The organism is Alteromonas sp. B31-7 (assembly GCF_015767655.1).
Classification (GTDB): Bacteria; Pseudomonadota; Gammaproteobacteria; order Enterobacterales; family Alteromonadaceae; genus Alteromonas; species Alteromonas australica.
In genome coordinates this window covers 4,230,155-4,245,746 of record NZ_CP065233.1, presented here as the reverse complement: position 1 = coordinate 4,245,746, position 15,592 = coordinate 4,230,155, and the positions used below count along the sequence as shown (strand labels likewise).

The 15,592-nt window shown below is 45.3% G+C and carries 19 protein-coding genes and 1 pseudogene; 12 read left to right on the top strand and 8 right to left on the bottom strand.

Features of this window, described 5'->3' with window-relative positions; translation table 11 throughout:
- Nucleotides 1-74: 74 nt before the first annotated feature.
- Nucleotides 75-362 carry a YebG family protein gene (locus IUA53_RS18610; protein WP_044058359.1) on the bottom strand — a complete coding sequence of 96 codons (288 nt, stop codon included), beginning with the start codon at nt 360-362 and terminating at the stop codon, nt 75-77.
- Between the two features lie 295 nt (nt 363-657).
- On the opposite strand from IUA53_RS18610, the pseudogene IUA53_RS18605 reads away from it, so the two are divergent.
- The 4 genes and pseudogenes from IUA53_RS18605 (at nt 658) to rplI (ending at nt 3,105) form a co-directional block, all read left to right on the top strand.
- Nucleotides 658-1,837, top strand: a pseudogene (locus tag IUA53_RS18605) (GAF domain-containing sensor histidine kinase).
- 148 nt (nt 1,838-1,985) lie between these two features.
- A complete protein-coding gene (gene rpsF / locus IUA53_RS18600; RefSeq protein ID WP_044058357.1) occupies nt 1,986-2,387 on the top strand; it encodes a 30S ribosomal protein S6 in 402 nt (133 codons plus the stop codon).
- Nucleotides 2,388-2,398: 11 nt separating this feature from the next.
- The gene (gene rpsR / locus IUA53_RS18595) at nt 2,399-2,626 is read left to right on the top strand and encodes a 30S ribosomal protein S18 (RefSeq protein WP_012519954.1); all 228 of its coding nucleotides are present in this window, start codon (nt 2,399-2,401) and stop codon (nt 2,624-2,626) included.
- 26 nt (nt 2,627-2,652) lie between these two features.
- A complete protein-coding gene (rplI, locus tag IUA53_RS18590) occupies nt 2,653-3,105 on the top strand; it encodes a 50S ribosomal protein L9 (RefSeq protein WP_044058356.1) in 453 nt (150 codons plus the stop codon).
- 67 nt (nt 3,106-3,172) lie between these two features.
- Here rplI and IUA53_RS18585 read toward each other — a convergent pair whose 3' ends face one another.
- Nucleotides 3,173-3,811 (bottom strand): MOSC domain-containing protein, encoded by a 639-nt coding sequence (locus IUA53_RS18585; RefSeq protein ID WP_044058355.1) that lies wholly within the window; start codon nt 3,809-3,811, stop codon nt 3,173-3,175.
- 131 nt (nt 3,812-3,942) lie between these two features.
- Here IUA53_RS18585 and IUA53_RS18580 point away from each other — a divergent pair, with 131 nt between their 5' ends.
- From IUA53_RS18580 to dnaB, 5 genes are all read left to right on the top strand, one after another.
- Nucleotides 3,943-4,518 (top strand): RNA polymerase sigma factor, encoded by a 576-nt coding sequence (locus tag IUA53_RS18580; protein WP_196897546.1) that lies wholly within the window; start codon nt 3,943-3,945, stop codon nt 4,516-4,518.
- The gene (locus IUA53_RS18575) at nt 4,511-5,017 is read left to right on the top strand and encodes a hypothetical protein (RefSeq protein ID WP_044058353.1); all 507 of its coding nucleotides are present in this window, start codon (nt 4,511-4,513) and stop codon (nt 5,015-5,017) included. Before IUA53_RS18580 ends, IUA53_RS18575 begins: the two co-directional genes overlap by 8 nt.
- A gap of 12 nt (nt 5,018-5,029) precedes the next feature.
- Nucleotides 5,030-6,019 carry a DUF4097 family beta strand repeat-containing protein gene (locus IUA53_RS18570; protein ID WP_196897545.1) on the top strand — a complete coding sequence of 330 codons (990 nt, stop codon included), beginning with the start codon at nt 5,030-5,032 and terminating at the stop codon, nt 6,017-6,019.
- 255 nt (nt 6,020-6,274) lie between these two features.
- Entirely contained in the window at nt 6,275-6,760 is a 486-nt protein-coding gene (locus tag IUA53_RS18565; RefSeq protein WP_196897544.1) for a hypothetical protein, read from the top strand.
- A gap of 146 nt (nt 6,761-6,906) precedes the next feature.
- Entirely contained in the window at nt 6,907-8,292 is a 1,386-nt protein-coding gene (dnaB, locus tag IUA53_RS18560; protein ID WP_044058351.1) for a replicative DNA helicase, read from the top strand.
- Nucleotides 8,293-8,354: 62 nt separating this feature from the next.
- Here the strand turns inward: dnaB and IUA53_RS18555 are convergent, their stop codons facing one another.
- From IUA53_RS18555 to rsd, 5 genes are all read right to left on the bottom strand, one after another.
- The gene (locus IUA53_RS18555) at nt 8,355-9,554 is read right to left on the bottom strand and encodes an OmpA family protein (protein ID WP_044058350.1); all 1,200 of its coding nucleotides are present in this window, start codon (nt 9,552-9,554) and stop codon (nt 8,355-8,357) included.
- Nucleotides 9,555-9,647: 93 nt separating this feature from the next.
- A complete protein-coding gene (locus IUA53_RS18550; protein WP_044058349.1) occupies nt 9,648-10,094 on the bottom strand; it encodes a secondary thiamine-phosphate synthase enzyme YjbQ in 447 nt (148 codons plus the stop codon).
- Complete coding sequence (locus IUA53_RS18545) at nt 10,084-10,548, bottom strand: chemotaxis protein CheX (protein ID WP_044058348.1); 465 nt, start codon at nt 10,546-10,548, stop codon at nt 10,084-10,086. The genes IUA53_RS18550 and IUA53_RS18545 overlap by 11 nt, the downstream gene beginning before the upstream one ends.
- Nucleotides 10,538-11,011, bottom strand: coding sequence for a transcriptional repressor (locus tag IUA53_RS18540; RefSeq protein ID WP_044058347.1), 474 nt, complete (start codon nt 11,009-11,011; stop codon nt 10,538-10,540). The genes IUA53_RS18545 and IUA53_RS18540 overlap by 11 nt, the downstream gene beginning before the upstream one ends.
- Before the next feature lie 30 nt (nt 11,012-11,041).
- Complete coding sequence (gene rsd, locus IUA53_RS18535; protein ID WP_044448922.1) at nt 11,042-11,518, bottom strand: sigma D regulator; 477 nt, start codon at nt 11,516-11,518, stop codon at nt 11,042-11,044.
- Nucleotides 11,519-11,671: 153 nt separating this feature from the next.
- Here rsd and nudC point away from each other — a divergent pair, with 153 nt between their 5' ends.
- The 3 genes from nudC to IUA53_RS18520 all read left to right on the top strand — a co-directional run bounded on the left by nudC (nt 11,672) and on the right by IUA53_RS18520 (nt 14,432).
- Nucleotides 11,672-12,523 carry an NAD(+) diphosphatase gene (nudC, locus tag IUA53_RS18530; protein WP_196897543.1) on the top strand — a complete coding sequence of 284 codons (852 nt, stop codon included), beginning with the start codon at nt 11,672-11,674 and terminating at the stop codon, nt 12,521-12,523.
- Nucleotides 12,524-12,818: 295 nt separating this feature from the next.
- Complete coding sequence (gene hemE / locus IUA53_RS18525; protein WP_052364460.1) at nt 12,819-13,910, top strand: uroporphyrinogen decarboxylase; 1,092 nt, start codon at nt 12,819-12,821, stop codon at nt 13,908-13,910.
- 54 nt (nt 13,911-13,964) lie between these two features.
- Nucleotides 13,965-14,432: a hypothetical protein gene (locus IUA53_RS18520; RefSeq protein WP_196897542.1), complete on the top strand. Its 468-nt coding sequence runs from the start codon at nt 13,965-13,967 to the stop codon at nt 14,430-14,432.
- Here IUA53_RS18520 and queG read toward each other — a convergent pair.
- Nucleotides 14,429-15,589 carry a tRNA epoxyqueuosine(34) reductase QueG gene (gene queG / locus IUA53_RS18515; protein ID WP_044058343.1) on the bottom strand — a complete coding sequence of 387 codons (1,161 nt, stop codon included), beginning with the start codon at nt 15,587-15,589 and terminating at the stop codon, nt 14,429-14,431. The genes IUA53_RS18520 and queG overlap by 4 nt on opposite strands.
- Nucleotides 15,590-15,592: the final 3 nt, after the last annotated feature.

The following is a 15,592-nucleotide window of genomic DNA, read 5'->3' as shown; positions in this document are numbered from 1 at the left end:
GTAATTCATTCACTACGTAGCGCAGGCAAATCGTTTGAAAAGCGCTTTGCTAACGGTAGGTCACCTCGCCGTGGTTAACCGTTAGCCTTTAGCTTTACCACTTCGGCGCTTTCGTCTTCTAAGACGCTCTGTGCCGTTGCACCTTTAAATATCTTAGCCACTTTATCTTTGCTTTTTGCCAACATAATAGAAAGCTCTTCAGCAAGGCTATCGTCTAAGTTAATGCCTTTCGCTTGAATGTATTCTGCTAGCTGGTCGGCAGCGTCAAGCATTTTATCGTATTGATCGGCTTCTTTTTTATCGGTAGTTACCAATTTTTCTACCCCTTTGTGTGTAACAACATACTGTGTGGTAATGGCCATGGTAGGTCCCCTGTTTTTTAAAAGACAAAAAAACTGTACAGTATTTTACTGTATAAATAAACAGTTAATTTGCGGTTTATACACGTATTTGGTCGCCTAGCGAATATCAGCGCCCGCCACCGCGCTCGCATAACTTTTGATGCGGGGAACTGGCAAAGTCTGTTATTCTGGGAAAAGCTTCGCCATTTCGGTAGATTTCGCGAAACACCGATGTGTTTAAGTGGTGCTGACCCACTACTTTGTCCTCGCATAGGAAAAAGACAAACGACAGAAATTCGGTAGGAAAGGAGATGTAATGCAACAGGCCATTCAACAAGATATTGCTGCCATCCAAGCTATTGAAGCGGTACCGCATATCATGAATATTCTGTCAGAAGCCACAGGGTTACGCTTTATATGCGTCGCCAGAGTCACCGAAGATAATTGGACCATGTGTTCGGTACTCGACAAGGTAGACTTTAATTTAAAGCCTGGTGATGAGCTTGAAATCCAAACCACGTTTTGTAGCCAAGTTCGCCAGTCTGCGAAGGCCATTGTAATAGAAGAAGCCTCTAAAGACAGTCAATATAAAACCAGCCCCATTCCTGTCATGTATGGATTTGAGAGCTATTTTTCTTACCCAATATACAAAACCGACGGCTCATTTTTTGGCACCTTGTGTGGGTTAGATCCCACCCCTACCGCATTAAAAACAGCAAAAATTGATAATCAAATAGCGTCATTTGCTGAGCTCATCTCTCGCCAACTTGAGGTAAACGATCAGCTTAGTTCTGCCAAATCCGCTTTATTCGATGAGCAGTCTGCGGCGAAATTGCGAGAGCAATACATTGCTATCCTAGGCCATGATATTCGTACGCCTTTATCATCGTTAAAAATGGGCGTGGACTTTCTCTCTGAAACACTTTCCGATGGCACTACCCAAAAGGTACTGAAGCGCATGGATAACAGTGTGAATAAAATGAAGCGCCTTATTAATGATGTGATGGATTTCACCCATGGTAAAATGGGCAAAGGCATTTCCCTAAATGTACGCTCGTCTGAGACGCTTCAAGAAGAGTTATTGCACGGTGTAAATGAATTGGCTACGCTACACCCCGAATGCCATATTAATACCAATATTCAGGTTTCTGGGCCTCATTATTGCGACCCAGAACGCATAGGCCAATTGCTTTCGAACCTGCTGATTAATGCCATTGTCCATGGCGACCATGCCCACCCTATCGATGTTTATGCCGGTAAGGTGAATGGCGTGTTCACCCTTAGCGTAGCTAACAGCGGTACCCCTATACCAGAAGACACTAAAGCGAAGCTTTTCCAACCTTTTTTGGCGGAATAAAAATGCCAAACACTCGGGCGGGCTAGGATTAGGGCTTTTCATCGCCTCTCAAATAGCCGAAGCTCATCAAGGAAAACTGTCAGTGGTGTCAAACGAACAGGCAACGGTGTTTACTTTCTCTGCTAACTTACGTCGCTAAATACGCATTAAGCGGTTTTAGTCGGTGATTAATGCTTGTGCAATTAATTGCCTGCGCGTATAATGCGCGCCCTTACAGCCAACCCAATTCGTTCCTTGTCTCCATACAGTCGGCTGTACTGTCGAGGCTACAACCGTAAGGAGCTATAATGCGTCATTACGAAATCGTATTTATGGTTCACCCTGATCAGAGTGAACAAGTACCTGGTATGATCGAGCGTTATACTACAATTCTTAAGCAAGACGGTGGTCAGATTCATCGTTTAGAAGATTGGGGCCGTCGTCAACTGGCTTACCCAATTGAAAAGCTGCACAAAGCCCACTACGTACTAATCAATGCTGAAGCCACTGCAGAAGCTGTTGACGAACTGGAAAATGCTTTCCGTTTCAACGACGTTATCCTACGTAACATGGTAATGCGCACTAAGAACGCTGTAACTGAGCCTTCTCCAATGATGAAAGAAGAGCCTCGTCGTGAGCGTCGTGACGATTCTGCACCTCGCCAAGAGCGCGCAGAAAAGAAAACTGAAACCACTGAAGACAACGCTTAAGGAGATCACTCATGGCTCGTTTTTTCAGACGTCGTAAGTTCTGCCGTTTTACTGCAGAAGGTGTGACTGAGATAGATTACAAAGATATCGCTACTCTTAAGAACTACATCACAGAGAGCGGTAAAATTGTCCCTAGCCGTATTACTGGTACAAGCGCAAAATATCAGCGTCAGCTGTCTTCTGCGATTAAGCGCGCACGTTTTCTTGCGTTGCTTCCGTACACTGATTCACACAAGTAATTTGGCGAACTTAAGGGGTAGCTAAGATGAATATCATCCTACTAGATAAAATCGCCAACCTTGGCGGTCTGGGCGACCAAGTGACTGTTAAGTCTGGTTATGCTCGTAACTTCCTTTTCCCACAGGGTAAAGCGGTTCCTGCAACAAAAGACAACGTTGAAAAGTTTGAAGCACGTCGTGCTGAACTAGAAGCGAAAATTGCTGAGCAGCTAGCTGCTGCAAATGCACGCGCTGATAAAATCAACGAGTTGGCTGAAGTAACCATCGCCGCGCCTGCTGGTGATGAAGGTAAACTGTTTGGTTCTGTTGGTACTCGCGACATCGCTGATGCAATCACTGCAGCTGGCGTTGAAGTAGAAAAAGCAGAAGTTAAACTACCTACTGGTACTCTTCGTGAGACTGGTGAGTATGACATCGACCTACAACTTCACTCTGACGTAATCACTTCTATCAAAGTGATCATCATTGCTGAAGCGTAAGCGTTGACGTATATGAAAAAGCCGCTCTTTTGAGCGGCTTTTTTGTGTCTATGGGCTTATTTCAGCGCTATTTTTTTGCAATTTTCTCACATTTTTCGCGCCATTCGTCATCAAGCACAGTCAGTTGAGCAAGCGTGTTCGCGAGAACCTTGTCAGCTTTGGTGTGTACGCATTGCATCAAGGTGTTGACGTTCACGCTGTTTTCCTCACGATGAAGTAACGTGACTTCGTCCCCTACGTGAATCTTCCCTGTTTTAATCACTCGGTAATACCAACCCGTTATGCCTCGCTCACCGACAAACCGGTCTAGGTTCGGTATTTCAAAGCGCTGGGATATTTTGTTACATGGCGCCCTTGGCGCGCTTATTTGCAACTCTACCTCGCCGAATTTCCAGATATCACCAATATATACAGTGGCATCATCCATGCCGTCTACACTGATGTTTTCACCAATACTTCCGGCAACGAATTTACCGTCGGGAAAGTGCTTTTGCAAAGTAAGGTAATTAATGGGGGCAAATTGGTGAAGGACTTTTTCTGGCCCTCCATGTAATCGCTTATTCGCCTGATCATCCTCATCTGTCCCATCTTCCCTTACAGTTAATGAAGCAACAGCGGACTTTACAATGCAGCTCGGGGCGCCTCTTGGGCCCAAAGGTTGTGCGCGGCCAGCAAAAAGGCCATTAACGGTGAAAACGGCATCCATGAAAACTCCAAAAAAATTGTAGTGACTTTAAACCTTTCTAGTATAGGGTACGACTAACCTAACAATACTAACAAATACGCCAGCCAAAAACCGCGAATGTTCAGGCTTGCTAATAAATAATAGAGATTATCATGGAGCACACCCAACAACGTGTCATACACGCCAGTACGGTGTCGGCATCAAGCGACGAACAGGCTGTTATATCAGCTGCGCAACGAGGCGATAAGCAAGCCTTCAAGGCGCTGTACCATGGGCATGTGGGTCGTGTTTACGCTTTATGTTTTCGCCTAACCGGTGACAAAGGTTTAGCTGAAGATGCGACCCAAGAGGTGTTTATCCAGTTATTCAATAAATTGAGTAACTTTAACGGTCAGAGCCTATTTACTACATGGCTACACAGTGTAACAGCAAATGTCACTGTGGATTATATGCGTAAGCAGCGGGGATGGGTAAAGCGCATGTTTAACCTTGAAACGAGTTCTGCAATGACAAATGTCGCTGAATCTGACAGCGCAGAAGTCGATTTGGAAGCGCTAATCTTACGGTTACCAGAACGCGCGCGCATGGTGTTTGTGCTGCATGCCATAGAGGGTTACCGACATGAAGAAATTGCGGCCATGTTAGGCATGGCGATAGGATCTAGTAAAGCGCAGTTTCACCGTGCGAAGCAATTGATAAAAGGTTGGATGGGGTGTGAAGATGAATGATTTCGACAAACAATTACACGCTAAAATCGACGACTTGCCAACAGAGAAACAGCCACAGCGAGATCTCTGGAAAGGGATTGAGTTGGGACTAACGTCTGAAGCCATTGTAGAAGAAAAAGCGGTTTCGACTAGAGTGTCATCAAATCAGTGGTTCGCACTGGCAGCCAGTGTGTGTTTGGCCAGCGTGTTATGGTTAACGGTTCCTCAGTTTTTCGATACGCATGACAAGGAGAGCCCAGGCTATGCCTTAGTGGAATCAATGAGTCAGCAACAGCAACAGCAAGTTACCAGTTTACTCGCTAGTTATCAAAGTGTGCCTGCGGTAACGGATAACTGGCAAGCGCAAATGAATGAGTTAGACGACGCGGCGTTGGCGATTAAAACAGCCCTTAAAAACGACCCAAATAACGCGGCGCTTATTCGAATGTTACATCAAGTTTATCAACAACAAATTGCCCTAATTGAGCGAGTGCACGCGCCCAAATGGCAGCAAATCTAAGGAGAATTCATCATGAATTTCTATAGCAACTGTTCTACTTATGCACGCGTGCTTTCGCTAAGCCTATTTACCTTAGGCCTTAGCCTGGCAAGTACCCCAGCTGATGCCGGTGAAAAGGTGGATCGTACGTTAGACACTGGCTCCTCACCTAAGCTCGATATAGAGCATGTAAATGGTAAAGCGGATATTCAAGTTTGGGATAATCAGCAAGTCAAGGTGGTAGGCGAGCTAAGTGATAGAACCAATGAGTTCATTTTTGAACGCAAAGGTAACGTGGTTATCATACACGTTGAAGTAAACCGACTTGGTAAAAAGTGGTGGGAAAATAACGACGAAGGCGACGATCTGACCATTTACGTGCCTAAAGACAGCGATATTAATTACACTGCGGTTAATGCCGATGTGTATTTAGAAGGTGTCACCCAAGGTGCCAACGTCGAGGTAGTAAATGGAAATGTGAGTATCAGCAATACAGGTAAACGGGTAAAAGCCGAATCAGTGAACGGTGATATTACCCTAGAGAATGTCAATGGTCGTTTAGATGCAGAGACAGTAAATGGCGAAATACAAGCTGCCCATATAGGCAATGAAATGGTGTCGTTTGCATCTGTGAACGGCGAGATTGCGGTGACGACATCTAGCCCTGATGTCACCGTCGAAACCGTCAATGGTCAGATTGATTTGACGCTACAGACGGTTGATGCGCTATCTATTAACACCGTCAATGGCTATGTAAAAAGCCTCCTTACACTTAACCCTAATGGCAGGGTGAAGGCGAGTTCAGTAGGTGGAACCATCAATATGGTATTTCAGCCAGGGGTGTCAGCACAGTTCGATATTGAGACCCATGCTGGCGGTAATATTTCAAACAATATATCTAGCGACAAGCCTCAAAAACCAAAGTACGGCCCGAGTAGCTGGTTGCGCTTTATCAACAATGGTGGCGAAGGCAGTGTAGATATCTCTACTGTCCATGGTAGTATCACCATAGACGAAAAATGAATTAAATAGTCAAAATCTAATTAGTTATAACGATTGAAAAAACAAAATCTGCCCCCATTTCTTCACCATCAACACATGAATGATGAGAAAGAAAAGGGGCAGACTCAGAAATTGAACGCCGCCGCACTTTTTATTTTCTTCTGTGTTATCAACGTATTTTATTGTCGTTTTGTCTTAAGAAATGAACGCTCTTCTACTGGGAGGCTCATATTCTGTAGCGAATAGGACGAAAAAAGTTTAAATAAGGAGTTTTTCGTGGGTGTTGTACGCCATTTTAAGCGGTTTTGGCGCTTTCACAGTTTTATTGCCCTTTCACTCAGTGTCAGTGCGTTTACCCTAGGTTGTGCGGTAAAAGAGCCTGCCTTTTTTGAGGGAACATGGGTGGTGACAGAGGCGCACCAACCGGGTATATCTGCTGTGTCACCACAGCAGGCACAAACGATATTAGGCCGTTCTCTACAATATAAAAGTGATAGGGCGACGCTGAATCAACAACAGTGCATTACCCCGCGTTATCATGAACAACAGTTTCACCTAGATGACTTTAGCCAATATTATCGCGTGGATGCTAAATCACTTGGCTTTGTCCCAGGCAAAGTGACACAAGTCACCATAGATTGCGGACTGGGCGCAAAAGATATAGGTAGCACTTTGGTGTTTCAGGAAGATACCACGGCTTATACTGTTTTTAATGGTACCTTCTATCGCATAGAAAAAACGTTAGAGGTGGCACCCATATAGCCCCTCTATTATCCGCTGGTTGAGCCGATTCACCTGATTAAAATTTTGACCTTCAAACGCTTTGGGCAATATCCTTTATTGTTCAAAGCATCGCAAAAGCGCATAATAGCAAGCTGGATTTTTGGTGAACTAAGAAGGTAACGTTAGTGGTATCTCCTCCCCAAGGCGATAAAAGCGTAGAGAAATTGAAGGTTCCGCCTCATAGCATAGAGGCAGAGCAGTCAGTTCTTGGCAGCATGCTTATTGATCCTGAAAGCTGGGATAAAGTGGCTGAGCTGGTCACAGACACGGATTTTTACAACCGTTCTCATCAAATTATCTTTCGTGCCATTATTAGGTTGCTGAACAACAGTAACCCAGTGGACCTTATCACAGTGTCTGAAGAGCTTGAAAAGCATGATGAGCTCGAGGATGCGGGAGGGTTTGCTTATTTAGGCGAGCTTGCTAAAAACACCCCGAGTTCTGCAAATGTGGTCTCTTATGCTCAAATTATCAGTGAGCGTGCCATAACCCGTGAACTCATTGGTGTGGCACACGAAATTGCAGAAGTTGGCTACAACCCAGAAGGTCGCGACAGCGCAGACATTCTCGACTTAGCCGAAAGTAAAGTGTTTGAAATCGCCGAGCGCAGAACCGGCGAGAACGAAGGCCCCCGTGATGTAGAGTCGGTTTTAGGCAAAACCATTGACCGTCTCGAAGTGTTGGTAAAAACCAATAAAGAAGTGACAGGGGTAACCACCGGGTTCACCGATCTTGATAAAAAGACCAGTGGATTACAGCCATCAGACCTTATCATTGTGGCAGCTCGACCCTCTATGGGTAAAACCACTTTCGCCATGAACTTGGTTGAAAATGCCATGATGTCGGAAGAAAAGCCGGTACTTGTGTTCAGTTTAGAGATGCCGTCGGAACAAATCATGATGCGTATGCTGGCCTCCCTTAGTCGCGTGGATCAGACGAAAATCAGAACCGCACAGCTTGATGATGAAGACTGGGCGCGTATTTCAAACACCATGGCCATGCTGAAAGACAAAGATAGCTTGTTTGTCGATGACTCTTCTGGGTTGACGCCCATGGATGTGCGCAGTCGAGCAAGAAAGCTAGCACGAGAACGTGGCGGCATCAGTTTAATCATGGTGGATTATTTGCAACTTATGCGAGTCCCTTCGCTGAGCGACAATAGAACCTTGGAAATTGCCGAGATTTCCCGTTCATTAAAAGCGCTGGCGAAAGAGTTGGAAGTGCCCGTGGTTGCCCTGTCGCAGTTGAACCGAAGCTTGGAGCAACGGGCAGACAAACGTCCAGTTAACTCTGACCTTCGTGAATCAGGATCTATCGAGCAGGATGCCGACCTTATCATGTTTATTTACCGTGATGAGGTGTATCACGAGAACAGTGAAGATAAGGGCGTGGCTGAAATTATTATTGGTAAGCAGCGTAATGGACCTATTGGTACCAGCCGTCTGACTTTCCAAGGCCAGTTTTCCCGTTTCGACAACTATGCAGGCCCTGCTGTGCCTGATGAATATTAGAATTTTGTGTTATCAGAGCAATAAAAAAGGCGCCTAGGCGCCTTTTTTAATAAGAGTGACTATTACTTCTCTTCTGGAACTTTAACAGTGTCTTTCACTGTTACTGAAATGCGACGGTTTACACGGTGCGCTTCAGCATTGCTCGCAGTATCAAGTAGACGGCTTTCACCGTAACCGATAGTTTCTAGACGGTCTGAATCGATACCATACATATCAACCATTACATCTTTGAAGTTAGCAGCACGACGCTCAGAAAGGTCCATGTTGTACGCTTCAGAACCTGGAGCAGACGTGTGACCTTCAATTACCGCAGTGGTTGAAGGATATTGCTTCATGAACTCAGCAAATTCTGAAATTTCAGGATCTTTAGGCATTTTCACAACAGCACTTTCGTTGTCGAAAAGAACGCGTAGGGTAATTTCTACCGTTTCTTCGTCAAATACTGTACAGCCTTTCGCATCAACTTTTACGCCAGCAGCTGTGTCAGGACACTCGTCCATTGCATCAACAACACCGTCATTGTCGGCATCTTTGATTGCACAACCTTTCGCATCTACTTTCGTGCCAGCAGGCGTGTTTGGACATTGGTCAACACTGTTAAGAACACCATCGTTGTCGTTATCTACGCTACAACCTGTTGCATCTACACGAACACCAGCTGGCGTCATAGGGCATTGGTCACGGCTATCAACTACGCCATCGTTGTCGCTGTCTTGAGGTGCCGCTGGCGTTGATTTACCGAATGGAATGCTTACACCAACTTTAACGCTGTAGTCGTTGTAGTCTTCACCGAAGTCGTGGTAAGTCGCGATTTCTGTGATAACTTTAACCGTATCAGACAAATCCCAGTGTTTACCAATACCGACGTTAGCAAGGGTAGTTGACTCACCAACTGACTGGCGCTTAATACCACCAAACAGGTAGTACATGTCGTCAGGCATGAAGTAAAGTGCGTCGATACCGACCATTTCGCCGTCTTCAGATGTAGAACCTGTGCTGATTGCAGATGTGTAATCAAGTTCTAGGTCAGTATATTCAATACGAGCAGCCCAGCTTTGCGTAAAGCGGAAACCGTATTCGAAAGATATACCTTGACCATCATCATAAACGCCTTCAGTAAGCGGACGACCTGGGTCGGTGTTATAAAACATACCCGATAAACCAAACCACTGCTTATATTCCGGCTCTGAAGAGTCTTGTGCGAACGCAGTTGTAGATAGAACAGCTAAAGAAATTGCTGCCAATTTAAAGTGTTTTTTCATAGTCACATCCTGTTTAACGTTGAGTGATTATCGATTTGTGATAATTCTTTCTAGTGCTCAACTAAATAGCTAAGCACGATTTATGCCTATTTGTTATATAGAGCTAGTTTCAGCTCCTTGTAATGTGGCAATAATTCTTCTTGGGCCGCCATGATTGCGGTGTTCACCTAACATAATCCCCTGCCATGTACCTAGCAGGAGTTTACCTTTTTCTACAGGCACGGTTACCTGACAGCCTAGTATACTTGATTTTAAGTGCGCTGGCATGTCATCACTACCTTCGTAAGTGTGCCTGTAAAAAGATAAATTTTCTTTTACAGTATGGTTAAAGAAACTCTCCATGTCCGCTCTTACGGTAGGATCGGCGTTTTCATTAACCGTTAAACTCGCACTCGTATGCTGTAACCATAAATGCAGCACACCAATTTCAACTCTTTTTAAATCCGGCAAGGCTTCAATAATGTTATCAGTGATTAAATGAAAGCCTCTTGGAAATGCCGGGAGTGTAATTTTTTCAGAGTGCCAGAAATTATTTATCAAAACATATTTCCAAGTGCGCTAATCCTTCATCGCACATGAAGGGTAAAATAATTTTGGCGCCATCTACTTGGTGGCTAATGGTATGTTGCTTGCCTGAAACCACGATAGGGGTAGCCATACCAAATTCATAACCCCGCTCAGCAAGGTCGCGCTTAGCACTGCCGCATATCATGTTAGTCACTTCACCTACCATGTCGCCCACTTCTGCATCAAGCTTTTCAGGACGCTCGCCGACCATTCTTTCCATAATGGTCAGGGCTAACGCTTCATCAAAGGTAATCGACATCGAGCCTCTTACATTTGGGCCCACCATACCGATAAGGCCAGAAACATCGCCCTTAGCTACATCACTTTGTTTACGCTTTGGTTTACCTGGTGTCAACTTGGTTTGCGCCATTGTCTCCATAACGTTGAGCAAGCCGCCAATGAAAGGGTTTACAAAATCAGCATTCATGTGAGTGTTCCTCGGCCACGGTTTCTTCCGACGCTTGGCAATCTGCACAAAGACCATGTGCTTCTATGGTTTGCTTAGAAATAAGGAAACCGTTTGCCTTGGCTTGATTATCTAATGTGTCTTTTAAACCTTCTGACTGTATCTCTGCAACGTCACCACAACTGTCGCAAATTAGAAACTGTACAGGGTGTTTACAACCAAAATGATAGCAAGCAACAAAGGCTTTATTTGATTCCAGCCGATGAATTAAGCCAAAATCCAGTAAAAAATCTAACGCGCGGTAAACAGTAGCGGGTTTTGCACTAGACTCTGTTTCCTTCAAAGCATCTAGCATTTCATAGGCGCCCATTGGCCCATGCTTGGAGACTAAGATTTCATACACCTTTTCTCTTAGCGGTGTGAACCTTGCTCCTCGCTGTTCGCAATAAACGCGGGCTTTATGGATCAGCGTCGTATTATTCATTAATTACTACCATTATATACGTTGTTTATTCTACTGCGGTGCACGGTGTGTCACCTGTGACGCAGCATCGCTCGCGTACATGTGCTCTATTAGCTCATCTTCAAACCCAAAACGTTCTTCTAAGGTTTCGCCAAGATTCGCTAATGCGCTATCAAAATGTTCAGCTTGTTCAATGGTTACGGCTTCGGCAAATTTATCATTAAACTCAAGCGCAGCATCAGTCGTTTGCGTAAGTTTAGGGTAAAGACGGTGTTTTAGCGCCTGCCCGTTTTCGTCATTATCTACCAGCATATCGAACACTTCGAAATGGCCGGTAGAAAGGTAATCCATTAGATTTTCGCAAAACTCTGAAATATCGTTTGCCTCGGGCAACGAGCTATTATGCGTATTCAGGCCTGCCAATGCGCAATAGCTTACAAGTAAGCGCTGCCTTGCTAACAGCCAGTTATCAACGGTTTCACTTTTACCGCCCCATTTAGCTTTCACTCTTTCTAACTGCTGTAACATGTTTGGGTCCTTCCTTAAAACCGATAACCGCTCAGCGCAAATGAGTTTTAGTATAACACTCTGCTAACACGACACAAATTGAACCGTGATAAAAGCTTACATTATATTTATGTTATCTTATCGGCAAATATATAGCGAATAGGTGGCAATATTATGATGATAAAACGCAGTATTCAGCATCTTTCGGCCAAAGCAGGCCATTGGGTGATTGTAAGCAATGACCGTATCATCATTCGTAAGGGCGACAACAATATTCCATCGGGCAGTATAGGCGATTTTCATTTTCTTGCTGAGTATGCAGACGATATCCATGAGCTACCGCCCTTATCTGAACCCGTAGCAGAGAAAAACGCGCCTGTGTATGTGGTGGATTTAGGGGCTGAACGTGTCGAAGCCCCTGAGTGGGAAGCCGTGTCACTGCGACATTTGCTTTACGAGCAGCAAAATACGGTATTTTCGGTCATTGGACGCGCATGGCAGTATGTTCACTTTCTTCGTACCCATAGGTTTTGCGGCAAATGCGGCGCGCATACAGAGCGAGTGAATTGGGAAATGGCTGTGCATTGCCATCGCTGTAATCATAGAAGTTATCCACGGGTGTCGCCCTGTATCATTGTCTCTATCCATAGCGAAAATCAGCTTCTTCTTGCCAAAGGCGTGCGTCACAAAGAAGCGAACATGTATTCCACATTAGCGGGGTTTGTTGAAAGTGGTGAATCTTTAGAAGAAGCGGTTCATCGCGAAGTGTTTGAAGAAGTGGGAGTTAAGGTCAAAAATATTCAATACTTTGACAGCCAGCCTTGGCCGTTTCCACATTCAATTATGGTGGGCTTTATCGCCGAGTATGAGCAAGGTGACATTCGTTGCCAAGAAAATGAAATTGACGACGCACAATGGTTTTCGCCTGATGCTTTACCGAATATTCCGCCAAAGTTGTCTATTGCGGGACAGCTAATTGAGGCCACCATAGAAAAAATGAAGGCTAAAAATGTGAAGGATGAGTAATAAGGTATGAGAGGCGCGTTAACCTTATCGCTAAGGTAAAGCAGTGAATAAAAAACCCTGCCGAAGCAGGGTTTCAATGAGATTAGCACGGTCCCTTGAGGGCTTCTTTTTCGTTGCTGGTAATAGTAATAGCAAACCCCTACGGTTAAATCAAGACTAAAGTTCAATATAAGTTCATCTTATTTAATCAGGGGTTGGTCTCATGGGGTGATTTTTACTAAGGTTTTAATACATTAACCCAGATTACTGGTATAATTTTGACGTTTTGAATTAATTTATTTGATTAGGTGTAAGTATGTCGCAAAATGAAAATAGTGTTGCTAAGCCAGCGTTGAAGAATGACCGTTATTTGCGGGCTCTTTTAAAACAACCGGTTGATGTTACACCTGTTTGGATGATGCGACAGGCGGGACGCTACCTACCTGAATACAAGGCAACGCGAGCGGAAGCGGGCGACTTTATGTCCTTGTGTAAAAATGCTGAATTAGCCTGTGAAGTGACACTACAGCCTTTAAGACGCTTCCCCCTTGATGCTGCCATCTTATTTTCTGATATTCTAACCATTCCTGATGCAATGGGACTTGGACTCTATTTTGAGACAGGCGAAGGTCCTCGATTTAAAAACCCAATCACCTGCAAAGCCGATGTGGATAAAATCGGTCTTCCCGATCCAGAAGGCGAGTTGCAATATGTCATGAATGCGGTGCGTACTATTCGTCGCGAGCTTAAAGGTGACGTCCCTTTAATTGGCTTCTCTGGTAGCCCTTGGACACTTGCCACCTACATGGTTGAAGGTGGGTCAAGCAAAGCGTTCACGAAAATCAAGAAAATGGCGTTTGCAGAGCCGGCCACGCTGCACGCATTGTTGGCAAAACTTGCTGACTCAGTCACTGAATACCTTAATGCACAGATTGCCGCCGGTGCGCAGTCTGTCATGGTCTTTGACACCTGGGGTGGGGTGTTGTCGCCTCGTGATTACAATGAGTTTTCATTGCAATATATGGCTCGCATCGTCGACGGCTTAACCCGCGAAGCAGATGGACGCAAAGTACCTGTTACACTGTTTACCAAAAATGGTGGGATGTGGCTTGAGTCAATCGCCGCCACTGGGTGTGATGCAGTAGGGCTGGATTGGACCATTGATATTGAAAATGCCCGCGCACGAGTGGGCGATAAGGTTGCGTTACAAGGCAATATGGATCCCTCCATGTTGTATGCGCCTGCACAACGCATTCGTGAAGAAGTTGCTCATATTCTAAAAGGCTACGGAAACGGCTCTGGCCATGTCTTTAATTTGGGCCACGGCATCCATTTAGACGTGCCACCAGAAAACGCAGGCGTGTTTGTGAATGCCGTCCATGAACTCAGTCAGCCCTATCACAAATAGGTTGACGTATTTGAGCTTACTTAACAGGTTCAACAAGGTATCCACTCGCGCAACATGAAAACTTGGATCCTCGTGCTATTGGTGGGCTTTATCGCTGTAGCAGGTTATCAGTTTGGCTTTTATCGAGGCAAACTGGTGGCCTCTGCTGCAGAAAAAGCGCGCATCAATGACGTGCTAACCCGTTCCCGAAAACACGAACAGCCATCAATACGTCATGGAACGGGGACTTTTCCGCAACGTTCTGTAGTATTAACCGACTTCCTAAATACGCATCCAAATGGAAAGGCGTTCACCCTAACGGCGTTTCAATGCGATGCCAGCGATGCCTGTGAATTCACGGCACGATATGCGGGAGATAATGATGGTTTTCTACGCTTAATCCACGATTTACAGCAGCAAGATTGGTGGCATTTTTATGAGTCTAAGCGCCGTGCAGTTTCCGGCGACGGTATAGCGACTATTGAAGTTACCTTTTCTACCCGTAAAACATTAAGTTCGCAGAAGCTCGGCCAAGCCAGCTAGGCATCCCTCGGTAACCCTTTTTGGACAATTCTTATTAAGCGGTCTTGCTGCCGAAGAGGCGTGTCCTTTCCTAAGTTGGACTTGCGCGCAAGTTGCTGTGCAATCGCCCACTGAATATGGCGATCTACTCGGTCACTCACCTTTTTTAAGGCCTGTTGAAGTGCATCCACTATTTCACTGCTATAAGGGGCATTGCCTAAGGCCACGGCAATATTTCTTTGCCATTTTTCATAGCCAATTCGCCGTATTGGAGAACCTTCGGTATGGCTTAAAAAGGTGGCTTCAGACCATGCAAAAAGGTCGATTAAGCGCTTTCCATGCAGCACTTGGCGCGGGTAAAAGTCACTTTCTTCGGTAATGTCTGCATAGCGATTCCACGGGCACACGAGTTGGCAATCATCACACCCGTAAATTCGGTTGCCCATTAAGGGTCTAAGCGCTTCTGGAATATCATCGTCCAATTCGATGGTTAAATAGGAAATGCAGCGCTTAGCATCGACGGTATACGGCGCAACAATCGCATTCGTCGGGCACATCGTCATACAGGCGTTGCACGTTCCGCAGGCAGGCTCTGCTGGCGCATCAATCGGCAAGGGTAAATTGGTAAATAACTCCCCTAGAAAAAACCACGAACCAGCGTCTTTATTTAAGGTCAAGCTGTGCTTTCCCGTCCACCCTATACCAGCCTTTTCAGCAAGGGCATGCTCAAGTACTGGCGCAGAATCTACAAAAGGGCGGTATTGATGTTCAATATCACTATTGGCGATGGCGTGTGCTATTTTTTCACCAAGTTGTTTAAGCTTTTTTCTTAATACCTTGTGGTAATCTCGCCCAAGGGCATAACGACTTATATAGCCAATGTCGGGATCGTTGAGATGCGAAGCGAACGAGGCATCTGGCGGCAAATAATTCATGCGAACGCTGATGACCCTAAGCGTACCGGGCACCAGTTCGTCGGGACGGGCGCGCTTCATGCCATGACTTTCCATGAAGTGCATACTGCCGTGATAGCCTTTGTCTAACCACTCACGCAGCGGCTTTTCGTGTTTACTTAAATCAATATCGCATATGCCTACGTCTTGAAAGCCTAGCGTGCGGCCCCAAGCCTTGATATCGTTGCTCAATTGAATTAGGTCAATAGAATGAATTTTGGACATGCT